The 15,456-nt window shown below is 63.5% G+C and carries 9 protein-coding genes and 4 pseudogenes; 3 read left to right on the top strand and 10 right to left on the bottom strand.

Features of this window, described 5'->3' with window-relative positions; all coding sequences use genetic code 11:
* Window positions 1-49: 49 nt before the first annotated feature.
* Window positions 50-1,084, top strand: a complete 1,035-nt coding sequence (locus ACN2C8_RS02220; RefSeq protein WP_419254167.1) for an AraC family transcriptional regulator — start codon at window positions 50-52, stop codon at window positions 1,082-1,084.
* A 200-nt stretch (window positions 1,085-1,284) separates the two neighbouring features.
* Here ACN2C8_RS02220 and ACN2C8_RS02215 read toward each other — a convergent pair.
* The 3 genes and pseudogenes from ACN2C8_RS02215 to ACN2C8_RS02205 form a co-directional block, all read right to left on the bottom strand.
* A pseudogene (locus tag ACN2C8_RS02215) lies at window positions 1,285-1,773 on the bottom strand (methyl-accepting chemotaxis protein); the annotation flags it as partial.
* 474 nt (window positions 1,774-2,247) lie between these two features.
* Window positions 2,248-2,298, bottom strand: a pseudogene (locus ACN2C8_RS02210) (hypothetical protein); the annotation flags it as partial.
* A gap of 782 nt (window positions 2,299-3,080) precedes the next feature.
* Entirely contained in the window at window positions 3,081-3,455 is a 375-nt protein-coding gene (locus ACN2C8_RS02205) for a response regulator transcription factor (RefSeq protein ID WP_419254166.1), read from the bottom strand.
* 494 nt (window positions 3,456-3,949) lie between these two features.
* Between ACN2C8_RS02205 and ACN2C8_RS02200 the strand changes: the two genes are divergently transcribed.
* Window positions 3,950-5,668, top strand: coding sequence for a methyl-accepting chemotaxis protein (locus ACN2C8_RS02200; protein WP_419254165.1), 1,719 nt, complete (start codon window positions 3,950-3,952; stop codon window positions 5,666-5,668).
* Between the two features lie 161 nt (window positions 5,669-5,829).
* Entirely contained in the window at window positions 5,830-8,823 is a 2,994-nt protein-coding gene (locus tag ACN2C8_RS02195) for a PAS domain S-box protein (protein ID WP_419262220.1), read from the top strand.
* Between the two features lie 205 nt (window positions 8,824-9,028).
* On the opposite strand, the gene ACN2C8_RS02190 is transcribed toward ACN2C8_RS02195, so the two are convergent.
* From ACN2C8_RS02190 to ACN2C8_RS02160, 7 genes and pseudogenes are all read right to left on the bottom strand, one after another.
* Window positions 9,029-9,862 (bottom strand): CheR family methyltransferase, encoded by an 834-nt coding sequence (locus tag ACN2C8_RS02190; protein ID WP_419254163.1) that lies wholly within the window; start codon window positions 9,860-9,862, stop codon window positions 9,029-9,031.
* Complete coding sequence (locus ACN2C8_RS02185; protein ID WP_419255791.1) at window positions 9,859-10,959, bottom strand: protein-glutamate methylesterase/protein-glutamine glutaminase; 1,101 nt, start codon at window positions 10,957-10,959, stop codon at window positions 9,859-9,861. The genes ACN2C8_RS02190 and ACN2C8_RS02185 overlap by 4 nt, the downstream gene beginning before the upstream one ends.
* Window positions 10,959-11,327: a response regulator gene (locus ACN2C8_RS02180; RefSeq protein ID WP_419254162.1), complete on the bottom strand. Its 369-nt coding sequence runs from the start codon at window positions 11,325-11,327 to the stop codon at window positions 10,959-10,961. Before ACN2C8_RS02180 ends, ACN2C8_RS02185 begins: the two co-directional genes overlap by 1 nt.
* On the bottom strand, window positions 11,324-11,773 hold the full coding sequence (locus ACN2C8_RS02175; protein ID WP_419254161.1) for a chemotaxis protein CheW: 450 nt from the start codon (window positions 11,771-11,773) through the stop codon (window positions 11,324-11,326). The genes ACN2C8_RS02180 and ACN2C8_RS02175 overlap by 4 nt, the downstream gene beginning before the upstream one ends.
* Window positions 11,770-14,055: a chemotaxis protein CheA gene (locus ACN2C8_RS02170; RefSeq protein ID WP_419254160.1), complete on the bottom strand. Its 2,286-nt coding sequence runs from the start codon at window positions 14,053-14,055 to the stop codon at window positions 11,770-11,772. The genes ACN2C8_RS02175 and ACN2C8_RS02170 overlap by 4 nt, the downstream gene beginning before the upstream one ends.
* Window positions 14,056-14,095: 40 nt before the next feature.
* Window positions 14,096-14,929, bottom strand: a pseudogene (locus tag ACN2C8_RS02165) (methyl-accepting chemotaxis protein); the annotation flags it as partial.
* 33 nt (window positions 14,930-14,962) lie between these two features.
* A pseudogene (locus tag ACN2C8_RS02160) lies at window positions 14,963-15,442 on the bottom strand (protoglobin domain-containing protein); the annotation flags it as partial.
* Window positions 15,443-15,456: the final 14 nt, after the last annotated feature.

Below are 15,456 nucleotides of genomic sequence, written 5' to 3'. Positions count from 1 at the left end.
CCTGGGCCGCCATGATCGGTGGGGCCAGATTCTTGACCCTGGAGCTCAGATGCGCGGATCGACGGTTTCAGGTGGCTTCGCCCGGGCGCTGATGGACTTCGCCGTCTCCCTTGGAGCCGACCGCGAAACCCTTGCGGCGCGGGCCGGCATCGCGGTCGAAGACCTCGCTGATCAGGACAGCCGCATCCCGATGGACCGCTACAAAGCCCTGATGAAGGCCGGCCAGGAGCTCTCTGGCGAGCCCTCCCTGGCCCTGAAGTTCAGCGAAGGCACGCGCTTTGAGGAGCTGTCGATTGTCGGCCTGATCTGCAAGGCCGGCGAGACCATGGGCGAGAGCCTGCAGCAGCTGAGCCGCTATTCCCGGCTGGTCACCGAGATCGACGGCCTGGGCGTCGAGCAGCGCTTCCAGCTGGTCCGACAGGGCGAGGAGCTGTGGCTGGAAGACCGGCGCCCCGATCCCAACGACTTCCCTGAACTGACCGAAGGGGCCTTCTCGCGGTTTGCCTGCGAAGTGACCCGCAGCCATGGCGACGTGCCGTTCGTGACCGCGGTGCACGTCACCCATCCCCGGCCCAGCTACAGCGCCGAATACGACCGCATCTTCAAGGCGCCCGTCGCCTTCGACCAGCCCCGCAACGCCCTGCGGATCGAAGCCTCCTGGCTGGCGGTCAAGACCCATGGGCCCAATCGCTACGTCTTCGGGATCTTCAACGAACATGCCGAGACGCTGCTGCAGCAGCTTGTGTCCACCCGGACCACGCGCGGCCGGGTCGAGACCCTGCTGATCCCGCTGCTGCATACCGGCGACCTGGCCATGGACGCCGTCGCCAAACGTCTGGGCCTCAGCCGCCAGACGCTGTATCGCCGCCTGAAGGCCGAGGGCGCCAGTTTCGATGCGGTGTTGGACGATCTGCGTCGGCGGATGGCGCTGGACTATCTGGGCGGCAGGAAGCTGTCGGTCAACGAGACCGCCTATCTCGTAGGCTTCTCCGACCCCAGCGCCTTCTCCCGCGCCTTCAAGCGCTGGACAGGCGCGAGCCCGCGCGGGCGCAAGGGCGCGCCGGCGACGACATCTGGCTCTTAAGTGACGTTCAAATGGTCCGCCTCCGGGCCATGACCGCCGCAGGCTCCCGTCAGACCTGATCCCTAAGAGACCCGCCTAGAGCCTGCACTGGGGCAAGGTCAGGCCCTGTACGCCCAGAACCGACGGCACGGCCGAGCGCGGCATCCAGATCAGTCTCAGGTCGTGGGCCTAGGCCGGCTCGGATGACCGCGCCAAGGCCATCAAGCCGCCTTCAGGGCCTTGAAGAACGCCTCGGCCTCGCGGCGCAGAGTTTCGGTGGCCGCATTGACCCGACCAGAGGTATCGAGCAATCGACGGCTGGACTCGCCCGCCTCGGCCGTGGCCATCGTCATGCTTTCAACCCCTCGAGCGGCTGAAGAGGCGCCGCGAGCGGCGCCGATGGCGCGATCGGAAATGTCACTGGTGGTCGCCGCCTGTTCTTCGACTGCCGCTGCGACCGCCGCGCAGATTTCGCGCACCTGCGTCATCGCCGTGAGCACCGAGCGCACACCCGTCGCTGTGGTGCGGCTGACCTGCTGGATCTCGGCGATCCGCTTGGAAATCGCGCCGGTCGAATTGGTGGTCTGGGTCGCAAGTTGTTTGACCTCTGCGGCGACGACGGCGAAGCCCTGGCCCGCCTGGCCGGCGCGGGCCGCCTCGATCGTGGCGTTGAGAGCCAGGAGATTGGTCTGGTCGGCCACGTCGCTGATCAGGGACGTCACCTCCTCGACCTGACGCGCGGCGTCGGCGAGTTGCTCAATGACCTTCTCGGTTTCCAGACCGATCGCTTCGGCCTCGCTGGAGATACGGGCCGACTCGGCGATACGGCTGGAGATCTCCTGGACGGCAATGCGCAGCTGTCCTGTGGCCGCTGCGATTTCCTGGATGTGGGTCGAGGTATTGCGCGCCGCCTCGTCGGCCTCTTCGGCCTGGCGACTGGCGTTCGAAGAGCTCCTGTCCAGGGTGACCGCCGAACTGTGCAGATCGTGCGACGAGGTGGTCAATCCGCCGATCACATCATCGAGCTTGCCGGTGAAGGCCTCGACCAGTTCAGCCATGCGTTTGGCGCGCGAGCTTTCAAGATCCCTCTGGCTCGATGTGGCCCGGTCCAGTCCCTGGCGCTCCTGGGCGTTGGTGCGAAACTTTTCCAGGGCATTGGCGAGGGCGCCGATCTCGTCGGCACGTTTGGTGTGAGCCGAGCGAACATTCAGATCACCGTTGACCAGCGCGTTCATGAGGCCGGTGGTGTCTTCCAGCGGCGCCAGGACGTGCTGGCGCACGATCAGGACCGCGACGACCAGCAGGGCGATGGCGGCCAGGCTCAGGGCCAGAAGGATGCCGAACGCAACTGCTTGGGCCCTATGGGAGATGTCTTCCTGATGGGCGGCCTCGGCCTGGATGATGGGGATCATGCGGTTTACGGCCGCCTGATGCCTCATGAAGGCGGCCGTCATTTGATGAACCCTGACGTCGACCTCGGCGCGGTCGCCGCGCTCGATCGCCGGCAGCAGGCCGTTTTCCAGGATGGTCCAGAACTCCCGCGCGCGGCGATCGGGCTCACCGAAGATCGCAGCCTTGATCTCGGGGGTCAGGGTCTTGCCCCGCCAATAGGTCAGGCGCTGCTCATACTCGGACTTCAGCCGCTTCAGCGTGGCCTTGTTGGCGGCAAGATCTTCGGGAGCGTCCTCGGCGAGGTGCGCTGTCATATAGGCTTCGATGACATAGATCGGCGGCGGCAGGACGTCCGCAATCAAATCCTTGTTGTCGATGATGTGCTGATAGTTGGCGCCACCGATCCGCAGGGTGTCGATGCTGTTCCAGACCACTCCGGCCGCGACAGCAAGGAACAAGGCGAGGGCGCCGGCAAGGATGGCGAACGCGGACGACAGTTTCATTGCGCGACCTCGAGAATGCGATGTCGCAGCCTGCGGAGTTTTTGGTTAATTCGGCATTAGGGAACGCCCTTTGAGAACGGCTAGGCGTGCGTCATGGGGTCGCGTGTGCTGAACCCGCGTCTTTAGACCGGCGTTATCTTGCTGAGCATGCGGTTCACCCGTCGCAGCAATTGCCGGGTCTCGAAGGGCTTGCCGATGTAATCGTCGGCGCCGAGGTGAACAGCCCGATGAATATCTTCAGGCGAACTTTGGGCCGACAGCATCAAAACCGGAAGTTCACTGGTCGCGGGATCGCTCTTCAGCTTTTCCAACACCGCAAAACCATCCATGTTTGGCATGTTGATGTCCAGCAGGACGGCGTCGGGGCGACGGTTGCGAATAGAGGCCAAACCTTCCACGCCGTCGCAGGCCGTCGAAACGTCAAAGCCGGCGTCCTGCAGTTGGGAAACGATCAAATTCCGAATGGCTTCGTCATCTTCGACCACCAGGATTTCCATAGCGACACTCCGTGACTTGCCCAGGCTATTTCCGACACAAGCGCTTCGCCCGGCCGGGACGCAAGACTAGGCCACTCAATTTATCTCGCAACGCAAGCCTCGTCACAATCTGATTGGGTCGGAATGTGTCTGGGGCCGGCCCCGGCGAGGGCAGTAAGTTTCAGCAGATCAGAACGGAAAGTCAAATTGTCGCAGGCAAGGCCTGACTCCGATCCCTTTTTCTGCGCATTAAGATTCAACAACCATGATCCCAGCATAGATTGGGGACGTGCATGATCCTGGCCTCGACAAAAACTAGGGACCCGAAGCTCGACAACAAGCGTATCGCGCGCGACATGTCGATTGCTCTTGTTCTTTTGGGCTGTTTGATCGTGTTGGTCGCGGGCCTGTGGGCGGCCACAACGAGCTATGGCCTCATCCAGAGGCGCGCGGAAATTCAACGCGATACCGAGGCGACGACCGCCAGTTTCGAGCTGAGCCAAGCGGTCGCGGCGATGCAATTCGACGTCTTTCAGGTCCAGCAGTTCCTGACCGACATCTCGGCGACGCGCGGCGAGGACGGGCTGAGCGACGGGTTCGAACAGGCCGAAGCGTTCCGCAAACGGTTTGCGGAAGACGGGGCGCGAGCGCGCAAGCTGGCGTTCAAGCTTGGAGCCCCGGAACTGGCCCAGCGACTGGCCAATTCCCAAGCGATGTTTGAGGCCTACTATTCCAGCGGCGTGACCATGGCGCGCGCCTATATCGACGGCGGCACATCGGCGGGCAATGTCCATATGGCCGGCTTTGACGCGGCGGCCCTGGCCTTGACCGATGATCTTGAGAGCCTCGGCTCGCAAAGGCAGGGGCTGATGGGGCGCATCGCTGCGCAGCATCAGGCGATCGAAGCCGTCGCCATCAGACGCATGCAGGAATCGCAAGTCATGGCCCTGGTCCTGGCCTGTGTCGGCGTCACGGTCAGTATTCTGGTCGCCTTTCACCTGCGCAGAACAGTCCTGCAACCGCTGCACAAGACCACGGCCTACATGGCCGGTCTGGCTGAGGGCGACTATGACGTGGAGCCGCCCTATCTGAAGCGCAGTGACGAGATCGGCAGCATGTTGAGGTCGGTCGACACGTTCCGGCGCGCCGCGCTGCAACGCAAGGCGGCGCGCCTGGCGCATGATTCCGAGATCCAGACCTATCAACAGGAGCTCATCGCCCGCGCCGCGCAGGTCGAGCGACTGTCGACGGACCACGCCGCGGTCATCGACAGGCTGGGCGACGCACTGGAGCGTTTGGCGGTCGGCGATCTATCGATCCGAATGTCCGAGCAATTCGGCCCAGGCCTCGACCAGCTGCGGATCGACTTCAACGCCTCCATGGAGGCCCTGGGTTCGGTGATGGGCTCAATTCTGGAGGCCACCGAGGCGGTCAGCTTCGGGGCGTCGGAACTGTCGCGCGCCGCCGAACGCCTGTCATCGCGGACCGAGCAACAGGCCACATCCGTCCGTGAATCGGCTCAGTCCTTGACGGTGCTGCAAGGCGAGGTCCAGGTCACCACCGCAAAGGCCGAGGAGGCCCTGCACGTTGTCGTCGCCGCCAAGCAGTCGGCAGAGCGCTCGACGACCGTCATGGACGGCGCGGTCGAAGCCATGGCGCGCATCCAGGCCTCGTCCGGCCAGATCGGCACGATCAGCGCGGTGATCGACGAGATCGCCTTTCAGACCAACCTTCTGGCGCTCAATGCCGGTGTCGAGGCGGCCAGGGCCGGCGATTCCGGGCGCGGCTTTGCCGTCGTCGCCCAAGAGGTCCGGGCCTTGGCTCAACGTTCGGCGACGGCCGCAAAGGAAATCAGCGCCCTGGTCACGCGGGCCAATGCCGAAGTGGCCGCCGGCGGCAGCCAGGTTTCCCAGACCAGCCAGGTCCTGACCGAGATCGTCGGTCAGGTCATGCAGATCCATGGTCTGGTTCAGGGGATCTCGAATTCCAGTCGCATGCAGAGCGAGAGTATCAGTGGCATTCATGCCGCCGTGGCCCTGATTGACGAAATCACCCGCAACAATGCGGCCATGGTCGCTGAAGCCACCGGGGCCAGCCAATCTCTGGCCGGCGAGGCCGGTGGCCTCATGGCCTCGATCAGCCGGTTCCGTGACGGCGGGACGCCGGAGGGCAACGAAGCCAGATCGCCGGGGCAGAGCGAGGCCCTCAATGAGATCGATCGGTTGTTCGGGTGAGCGGTAGCCACCGGATCCGCACGCCGGGCGCGAAGGGCGATGAACGGCTAACCAAGGTCCTGCGGGGCGTTGCGCGAATTCTGCAGCAGACGACCGTCGGCCTGGCCTGGTCTGAGCGCGACTCATCGCGTTGGGACAAGGACCTGATTGAGCGCCTGAATTTGACCGCCGGCCTCCTGGCGGCCGGCGTCGGGGCCGACGGCGGTCTGGTCGACCGCCGCGCGGCAGTCAGAGGCTCGCTAACCGCCGTACCCATCCTCGACGATCAGGGCCAGTTCCTGGTTGCGCTTTACGCCATCGACGAGGTTTCCCGACGGTCCGTCAGCAGACGGACCAAGGCCGTGCTGACGGATGTCGCCGCGACCCTGGGGGTGATTCTGGCGATGCGCGGCAGCGAGGCGCGCCTGGATATCGCCGAGGTTCAGTTGAGCAGCGCCGAACGTCTGCTCGGAGTGGGAAACTGGTCGTACGACCTGGAGACCGGGGTGTGGCGGGGGTCCCCGACCATCCATGCCCTTCACGGTTCGGATCCGGCCGCGCCGGCCACGGACCTCAACAGCCTTTATGCGCAAATCCACCCTGAGGACATTGCGACGATCGAGGCCGCAATCAATCGGCTGACCATCGAGCCCGACAAGGTTTTCTCCTGCGACTATCGTGTGCAGCGACCAGACGGCGAGATTCGCTACCTGACCTCGACCCTGGGCGCCCAGACCTCGGCCTCGGGCGACCTGACGCGCGTCAGCGGCGTCGCTCAGGACATGACCGAAGCCCGGGCCTTGCGCGAAAAACTGGCTCAGAGCGAAGCCCACTACCGCCGGCTCGCCGAGAACAGCAACGACATGATCGTCGTCTGCGGACCCGACGGCATTATCTCCTACGTCTCGATAGCCTGCGAGCGTGTGTTGGGATTTGCAATTGACGACCTCAAAGGTCGCAACCTGCTGCATTTGGTCCATCCCGATGATCAGTCCAGGACCGTGAGTCAATTTGGCCCGCTCCTGAGCGGCCAGATCAAGAACGACGAGTTGGTGGCAGAGTATCGCATGGTCCGCAGGGACGGCGAGGTGATCTGGATCGAGACACACCCTCGCGTCATCCGGGATCCCGTCTCGAACCGCATCGTGGAGTTGGTCCACGCGATCCGGGACATCACGGCCCGCAAGCGCGCCGAACGGGCTCTGGCCGAGCGCGATGAAGAGTTTCGGCGGCTCGTCGCAGGGTCGCGCGACATCATCATGCGATTTGCCCCCAATGGCAAAACTCTGGCGGTGTCGCCGGTCGTCCAGGACATTCTCGGCTTCGAGCCCGAGGACCTCATTGGCCATTTCACCAGCGAGTTCATGCATCCTGACGACCAGCCGCAGGCAGTGCAACACTACACGCGTTTGGCGATGGAGCCCGACGCGCGGCTCCCGGCGCTGGAATCGCGGATTCGGAATGCTGCTGGCGAGTATCGCGTCATGGAGTCCCAGCCCTTCGCGGTTCGAGACCCCAAGACAGGACAACTGCGCGAATTCATTGACGTCTCGCGCGACGTCACCGATCGGAAGGCCATTGAAGCCGAGCTGATCCGCGCAAATGAGGAGGCTAGCCGCGCCCAGCAGAATGCCGAGGCCAGTGAGCGGCGCTATCGCCTCCTGGCCGACAGCGCACGCGATCTCACCCTGCAGTTCGGGCTGGACGGCGTGATCGGCTATGCCTCGCCCTCATCGATCCATCTTGGCTATCGGCCAGAGGAACTGGTCGGTCGCCGCCTGCCCGAGCTCATCCATCCTGACGATGTCGCCGCTGCGGTAGGCCTGCTGGCAGAATTCCTCAAAAATCCGGGATCCGAGCCGCCAGGCCGCGAGTGGCGCGTTTTGACCAAGGCCGGCGACTATGTCTGGCTCCAGGGCAGTCCCACTTTCGTCAGGGACGGCGCCGGGCAGATCATCATGGTCAACTCGACCTATCGCGATGTTACCGAACGGCGCGAGCTTGAGGACGGCTTGGTCCAGGCTCGCCGACAGGCCGAGGCCGCCGCCGCCGCAAAGGCCGAGTTCCTGGCCAATATGAGCCACGAACTCCGCACACCCTTGACCAGTGTGATTGGCTTTTCGCAGCAGATTCAGGGCGAATCCGGCCTTTCCGACAGGGTTCGCCTGGCCGCCGACCGCATTGTCGCCGGCGGTCGCACCTTGCTGTCGACGATCAATGACATTCTGGACTTTTCGAAGATCGAGGCCGGGGAGGTTCAGTTTTCGCCCGAGCCGACGAGTATGTCGTCCCTCGTCGTTGAAACCACCGACCTCTTGAATATTCAGGCCGCCAATAAGGGCCTTGAGATTTGTCACGACGGCCTCGAGGGCTTGCCGCATTACGTGATGGCGGACGCCAAGCGCGTTCGGCAGGTGCTGGTCAATCTTGTGGGCAACGCCATCAAGTTCACTCAGACTGGACAGGTTTCAGTCGCGACGTCATTTGATGAGGCTGCAAACCGCCTCCGATTTGAGGTCACAGATAGCGGCATTGGTGTTTCTCCCGACAATATCTCAAGACTTTTCCTCCGCTTCTCCCAGGTTGATGGATCCATTTCCCGGCGCTTTGGCGGCACGGGCCTTGGCCTGGCGATCTGCCGTGGCCTAGTCGAAGCGATGGGCGGCGAAATCGGCGTCAACAGCATCGAGGGGAAGGGTTCGACCTTCTGGTTCGAACTGCCGGCGGCGCCCTGCAAGGCCAACCGTGAAATCGAGGGGCAGGAGACGCCCCTCCTGCCACCGGGCCTGAGGGTTCTGACCGCCGATGATCACCCGGAAACACTCGAGGTCATCAGCCTGATGCTGCAATCGCTGGGCCTGACCGTTGATACGGCTTGCAATGGAAGCGAGGCTATCGCCGCGGCCAATAGCCAGCCCTACGACCTGATCCTGCTGGACTGGCATATGCCCGACCTGTCGGGCATCGACACCGCTCAGGCGATCCGATCCGGCGCCGGACCCAATCGCCATGCCCCGATGCTGTTGTGTTCGGCGGATCACGATGCCTTGTCGCCCGCGCGCGCCGACCTGTTTGAAGGTCGCATCCTGAAGCCGATATCAGCCGGTAAATTGCTGGGCGCGGTCGTCGCCGCGCTTGATCCTGGACCTTTTGCGCAAGCTCATCGCTCCGCCTAGAGCGTGTTCCGATCGGTGTGAAACGGCTATCGGAAAACGCTCTAAACTTGTGATTTAGAGCCCTCTTCGGCCGACCCTGATGAAGCCATCAGGTCGGAAAGGGCTCTAGGGTATCCGATCGGCGTGAACGGCCAAGGGCGCGCCCGGCCTGGCTCCCCGCGCATTGTCGAGCGACGACCCGGCGTCCACGTCGTCGGAAAACGCTCTAGCGCGCCTGCGCAGTGGCTTGCGGTCGGAAACCTGCAGCCTTCACATACAGCCCGGCTCCGGGTCCCGCCTGGAAGGCGTTGGTCACGCCGATCACCGTTTCGGATCCACCCAGAATGAGATAGCCATTATCGACGACCTGACCGGCGACCCGTTCCAGAATCTGGGTGCGCGTCTTGGTGTCGAAATAGATCAGGACATTGCGGCAGAACACGATGTCGAACCGCCCGAGGCCGACAGGGCTTTCGAGCAGGTTGAATTGCCGCCAGGACACCGCGCTGCGCAGATCGGACTTGATCCGCCAGCTTTCGCCGACCCGCTCGAAGTGCTTCATCAGTTTCTGGACGGGCAGGCCGCGCTGCACTTCAAAGCTGGAATAGATCCCGACCTGAGCCTTGGTAAGACACTCGCGTGACAGGTCTGTGGCCAGGATCTCCAGACGAACGCCAGGCAGGAGGTGAGCAAGCTCCTCCCAGAGCATGGCGATGGAATAGGGCTCCTGGCCTGTAGAACAGGCGGCGCTCCACAACCGGATCGGCCCCTGTCGATTGCGGCCCAGATCAACGAGCATGCGCCTTAGATGGTCAAACGGAGTCTGGTCGCGGAAAAACAGCGTCTCATTGGTCGTCATGGCGTCAATGGCCGCCTCGATAATCCGCTCCACCGGCGCGGTTCGTATCGCCGCCAGCAGGGCGTCAACGGAGTCATAGCCGCTTGTGCCTGCGATGGGGGCGAGGCGACTATTGACCAGATAGGCCTTGCTCTCGTCCAGAACGATGCCGGTTCTGCTGCGCAGGAGGTCCATGAAGTGCTTCAGATCTGGACTGCTCACGCTGCTCCCCCTTTGGCTAGAATCACCAACTGCGCCGCCATGTTCGACAGGGGGTGGATGTCGGCGGGGATCCCCGCCAGGACGACGGAGCCCGGCATGCCCCAAACGACGCTGCTGGCTTCGTCCTGGACGAGGATTTGCGCGCCGCGCGCCACCAAGGCCCGCGCACCCTCGCGGCCGTCATGGCCCATGCCCGTCAGGATCACCCCGGCCGTCGCGCTGCCCCAGACCTCGGCGGCGCTGATGAACAACGGATCGGCCGCCGGCCGGCACCAGTTGACCTCGGGTCCCTGGTTCAGCTGGACCGCCGGCTTTCCATCCCGACCACGCTCGACGACCATGTGGGAGCCGCCAGGGGCGATATAGATCACCCCGTCGGTGATCGGCTCACCATGCTCTCCCTCTTTGACGGTCATCGGTGTGACCCGCGCGATCATCTGGGCCAGGGCGCGGGTGAAGCCCTGCGGCATATGCTGAGCGATGAGGATGGGCGTGCGCCAGCTTGGACCAAGGCCCGCGATCATCTCGCGAAGGGCCGGAGGACCGCCGGTGGAGGACGCGACCACCAGCGTCTCCAGACGAACCTTTCGCGATGACCCCACGCTGGCGGGCGACGGGCAAGGAGGCGGCGGTGGCGCGCTGGTGCGCGCGACAGCCGCGCTGGGCCGGCGGCCAAGTTGCACAATCTTCTCGATCAGGTCGCGCTGATAGGCCTCCGCACCGCCCAGCCGACTGGCGGAAGGCTTTGGGATAAAGTCGGTCGCCCCCAGGCTGAGCGCCCGCAACGTGATTTCGGCCCCGCGTTCGGACAAGGTCGACGCCATGATCACCTTCAGTCGCGGGCGCAAGGCCAGCAACTTGGGTAGCGCCTCAAGCCCAGACATGTTGGGCATCTCGATATCCAGAAGACAGACATCGATCTCGTGTTCCTCAAGCTTCTTGAGGGCCTGAAAGCCGTCTACCGCCAGGGCGACGACCTCGATGTCTGCACGCTCATCAAGCCAGCGCGAGACCATCCCGCGCACAACGGCGGAATCGTCGACGATCATCACGCGAACACGATCGGCTCGGGAGGCTGCGGACGCAGGCGCAACCATCACGGCGTGATCCCGGTAATGGCCAGTTTGCTCTCGAGGGTCGCCTGATCAAAAGGCTTGAAAAGATACTCGTCGGCGCCCTTTTCCATCGCCGCAGCAATGTGCGCGAAGTCGCTCTCGGTGGTGCAGAAAAGCACCTTTGGGCCGGCTCCGCCCGGCGCGGCGCGCAGGTTTTCCAGGAAGGTCAGACCGTCCATGTTGGGCATGTTCCAGTCCAGCAGCACAGCGTCCGGCATGCTGCTGAGACAAGCGCTCATGGCGTCGACACCGTCCGCCGCTTCGTCCACGCTATAGCCGAGGGGCTCAAGCATTCGCCGGGCCACCTTGCGGATCACCGCGCTGTCATCGACAACCAGAAACCGGGTCATGCCGCGACACCCAACAGCAGTCCCGCTGTCAAAAGACGGGGTGCGTCGAAAATCACCAGCAAACTATCGGGCAGCCGAAACACGCCGGGAATGATTTCCGCCCAGCGGGGCGGCAAGTTGTCAGGCGGTGCGATCATTTCGTCGGAATCAAGCTTCACGACGGATTCGACCTGGTCAACGATCAGGCCATAGTTGTCGCCGCCGACTTCGATCCCGATCGCCTTGGACTCCGGTTCGCCTGGGTCGCGCGGCTTCAGCCCTAGCCTGCGACGCGCGCAGACCGCTGTCACGATCCGGCCTCGCAGATTGAGGACGCCGAGGATCTCGGGCGCCGCCAGGGGCACCGGCGTGATGTTGCGCGGATAGAAGACATCCTGGATGGCCAGCGCCTCTATTCCGAAAAGGTGGCCCGCCACACGGACAGTCACGTAATCGCGAACACTCATGCCGCCTCCCGGGTCTGTTCGGCCGACTGATCGGCCGGAGCCGATCGCGCATGCTCGGCCAGGGCCATGATCATGAAATGGTCAAGATCGATGATCTCTGTCGCCCGGCCGTTGATCAGAGCCGTACCGACAATGCCGGTCTTGGTCGGGCTCAGTTCGATGGTCACAGCCGTCTCAACGACATCGACGATCTGATCGACCGCCAGGCCCATGGCGTACAACATGCCGGTAACCACCAGCAGGGGTTGGACCCCATCGGTCTTGAGGGTCTGATCTTCATCGATGCACAAAACGGGCATCAACTTCCCGCGATAATGCAGCGCCGCCCGAGAGCCGATGAGCTGCACCTGTTCGACAGGGATGTGTTCGAGGCGGGTGATCTGACCAAGTTCGACCGCCTTCAACGCCCCGGATCCGACCCGGACCAGCAGCATGCTCTTTCGTTGGACCTCGGCGTCGACCGCGCTGTGGGCTGCGGCGTCGATGGCGCGCTGCGCCGCCACCGGCATCTTGCCTGCACGCTGGGAAAGTCCATTGGGCTCGATGATCAGCACGACCGAGCCGTCGCCGAGCAGCGTGGCGCCAGAGAAGACCGAGATGCCGCGCAGCACGGTGGCTAGCGGCTTTACGACGATCTCCTCGGTGTCGATCACCTCATTGACCATGACGCCGAAACGATGAGCGCCGACCTTCATGATCATAACGAAACTGGGCTGGCTCGCCTGGGTCAGAACCAGTTCGCCGCTCAGATCGATCAACGGCACAAGTTCCTCGCGCAGCCGGACCATCCGCACCTGTTCGATGATCTCGGTACGATGCTCGGCGCCCTCGCCGATCTTGATCAACTCCAGGACCGAGCCTTGCGGCACGGCAAACCGCTCGCCGCCGGCCCCGACGACCAGAGCCGAGATGATGGCCAGGGTCAGGGGAATCTTGATGGTCACGGTGCAGCCGGCGCCGAAGGTCGACTGAAGGTCGATCTGTCCGCCGATCTGCTCGATATTGCTGCGCACCACGTCCATGCCGACGCCGCGACCAGATACATTGGTCACAGCCGCAGCGGTCGAGAAGCCGGCGGCGAAGATCAGGCGATGGATCTGGGCCTCGCTCAGCGCCTCCGCCTCACTGCGGCTCAGCAGGCCTTTTTCGATAGCCTTTTCGCGGATCCTGACGGTGTCCAGACCGCGGCCGTCATCGCGCAGGCGGATCACGACCGAGCCGCCCTCATGATAGGCTGACAGCTGGATCTGGCCCGTTTCGGGCTTTCCTGCCGCCCGCCGTTCGTCGGGTCCTTCCAGGCCGTGATCGGCAGAGTTGCGGACCATATGGGTCAGCGGATCGCGGATCTGTTCAAGGACCTGACGGTCCAGTTCCGTGCCTTCTCCGTCGAGGACCAGGTCGATTTTCTTGTTCAGCTCGTTGGCCAGGTCGCGGATGATCCGCGGCAGCTTCTTCCAGGCCTGGCCGATCGGCTGCATTCGCGTCTTCATGACGCTGTCTTGTAGCTCGCCGGTGATGGTCGAAAGCCGCTGCAGCGGCGGCGAGAAGCTGTCGTCGGTCCGGCCGCGATTGATCTGCAGGAGTTGGTTTCGGGTCAGGACCAGCTCGGAGACCAGGGTCATCATGTCTTCGAGTACATCCACCCCGACCCTGATGGATTGGGCTGACGCGATCGGGGCGACCTCTTCGGTCGCATCCGCCGGGCGTGCTTCGGCGACCGCCGGCTCAGGATGCGCCGGCTCAGGAGGCGCCGTATAGGCGAACTCCGCCGGCCCCTCCGCCGCTGCAAAGGCCGCCTCGAGATCGGCCGTCGAGACTTCACCCGGGCGCAGCGCGCGCCCCAGATCGGGGTCAAAGCCCTCGACCTGCTCGATCGGCGCGGGCGTCGGCGCCTTTGGCGAGGGCGCGCTCATCGCCATCGTTTCCAGGGCGGCGATCAGGTCGCTATCATCACCGGCCGGTTCAGCCTTTGTCGCGCCCAGGCCGTCGATCACCAGCTTGATGCGGTCGATCGATTTCAGGACCAGGGTCACAGCCTCGGCGCTGACCTCCAGCTTGCCGTCCCGAAAACGCCCCAGCAGGGTCTCGCCGGCGTGCGCCAGGGCTTCCAACCGACCAAGGCCGAGAAAGCCACAGGTGCCTTTCAACGTGTGGACGAGTCGAAAGATCTTATCGAGCGCCGCCCGGTCGTTCGGATGCGCTTCGAAACTGACAAGTTCGACGTCAATCACCTCAAGGCTCTCATTGGCCTCGGTCAGGAAATCGGAAATCAGGTCATCCATGGCGGCGCCTAACGGGCTTTACGAGTTGCGATGAAGATGACTAGGCGGCGCGAACGGAGCGCAGGAACGACTCGACCTCATCTCGCAGTGTTGAAGCCTGCCTTCCCAGTTCCTGGGATGCCATAACCACTTGTTGGGACGCGATCCCGGTTGCATTGGCTCCGGACAAGACTTCGGCGATATTGCGCGATACGTCCTGTGTGCCGTTTGCCGCTTCATGGGTATTGCGAGCGATCTCGCGGGTGGCCGCCGACTGCTCCTCTACGGCCGCGTTGATCGCCACGGAGACCGTATTCATGTCGTCGATCGTGCGTTGGATATTGGCAATCGCGATCACGGTATCCCCGGTGATCTGCTGAATCTCGTTGATCTGGCTGGCGATATCTTCAGTGGCCTTCGCCGTCTGGGTCGCCAGGCTCTTGACCTCGGCGGCGACGACGGCAAAGCCGCGGCCCGCTTCGCCGGCCCTGGCGCTTTCGATGGTCGCATTCAGAGCCAGCAAATTGGTCTGGCCGGCGATATCGCTGATCAGTCGCACCACCTCACCGATTTTCTCCGCCGAGCGCGACATGCGATCAATGGTTTCACTGGTTGCCTTGGCGCGCAGCACGGCATCCCCGGCTATTGTCGTGGAGTGATTGACCTGCAGGGCGATCTCCGCGACCGACTTGCCCATCTCGCCCGATGACGATGCGACGATGGCGACGTTTGCGGTAGCCTCCTCTGCAGCGGCGGCGACAGTCGTCGATTGCTCGCTGGTGCGCGTCGCTGTGGCGGCCATGGTCCGGGCGGTCGATTCCAGCTCCTGGGCCTGGTCAGCGACGCTGCCCACGATCTTTCCGACACTCGCCTCAAACCGGTCCGCCATATCGGTCATCGCGCGCTGCTTTTGCTCTTCGATGGCCTCCAGATAGATCGAAATCGAGTAGTCCATATCGAGCAGAACCGCCTTCATGATGGCGGTCATCTGGTCGGCCAGTTCCTTGCCGCCCTTGCGACGGCCCATCTTGAGGACGCCGCCGTCAAAGGCTTCGGCGATCATCTTCCGCATCAGGCCTTCCATCAGCTGGGCATAGCCGCCGATGTACCAGCGAGGCTCCAGGCCGATCCGCGCATGGACGTGGCCGATCTTGCGGACGCTGTCGATGTACTGCTGGTCGAAATTGCCCGAAACGATAGACGCCCAATGGCGCAACTGTGCGGACTTGGCGCCATCCATCTGGCCATCACCGCTGAAGAAGCGGCGAACGTCCGGGGTCGCGCGGACCTTGTTATAGAACTTGTCAAGAACGCCGGGCAATTCCTTGGCGACAAAGCCGCTGGCCGATCGCAGGGCGCTGCGCGCGTCGCGATCAATGCCAAGAAAGTCGAGACGCTGGTCGATCATGTCGTTGCTAGCCA

It is taken from the genome of Caulobacter sp. ErkDOM-C, from assembly GCF_048541825.1.
Classification (GTDB): domain Bacteria; phylum Pseudomonadota; class Alphaproteobacteria; order Caulobacterales; family Caulobacteraceae; genus Caulobacter.
Note: the sequence above shows the minus strand (reverse complement) of the source record. Positions and strands in the feature narration are given on the sequence as shown.

What these genes read in the sequence shown, in the direction of transcription:
- ACN2C8_RS02220 (WP_419254167.1), top strand. Translation starts at nt 50, where the DNA reads ATGCGCGGATCGACGGTTTCAGGTGGCTTCGCCCGGGCGCTGATGGAC.
- ACN2C8_RS02205 (WP_419254166.1), bottom strand. Translation starts at nt 3,455, where the DNA reads ATGGAAATCCTGGTGGTCGAAGATGACGAAGCCATTCGGAATTTGATC.
- ACN2C8_RS02200 (WP_419254165.1), top strand. Translation starts at nt 3,950, where the DNA reads ATGCAATTCGACGTCTTTCAGGTCCAGCAGTTCCTGACCGACATCTCG.
- ACN2C8_RS02185 (WP_419255791.1), bottom strand. Translation starts at nt 10,959, where the DNA reads ATGGTTGCGCCTGCGTCCGCAGCCTCCCGAGCCGATCGTGTTCGCGTG.
- ACN2C8_RS02180 (WP_419254162.1), bottom strand. Translation starts at nt 11,327, where the DNA reads ATGACCCGGTTTCTGGTTGTCGATGACAGCGCGGTGATCCGCAAGGTG.
- ACN2C8_RS02175 (WP_419254161.1), bottom strand. Translation starts at nt 11,773, where the DNA reads ATGAGTGTTCGCGATTACGTGACTGTCCGTGTGGCGGGCCACCTTTTC.
- ACN2C8_RS02170 (WP_419254160.1), bottom strand. Translation starts at nt 14,055, where the DNA reads ATGGATGACCTGATTTCCGATTTCCTGACCGAGGCCAATGAGAGCCTT.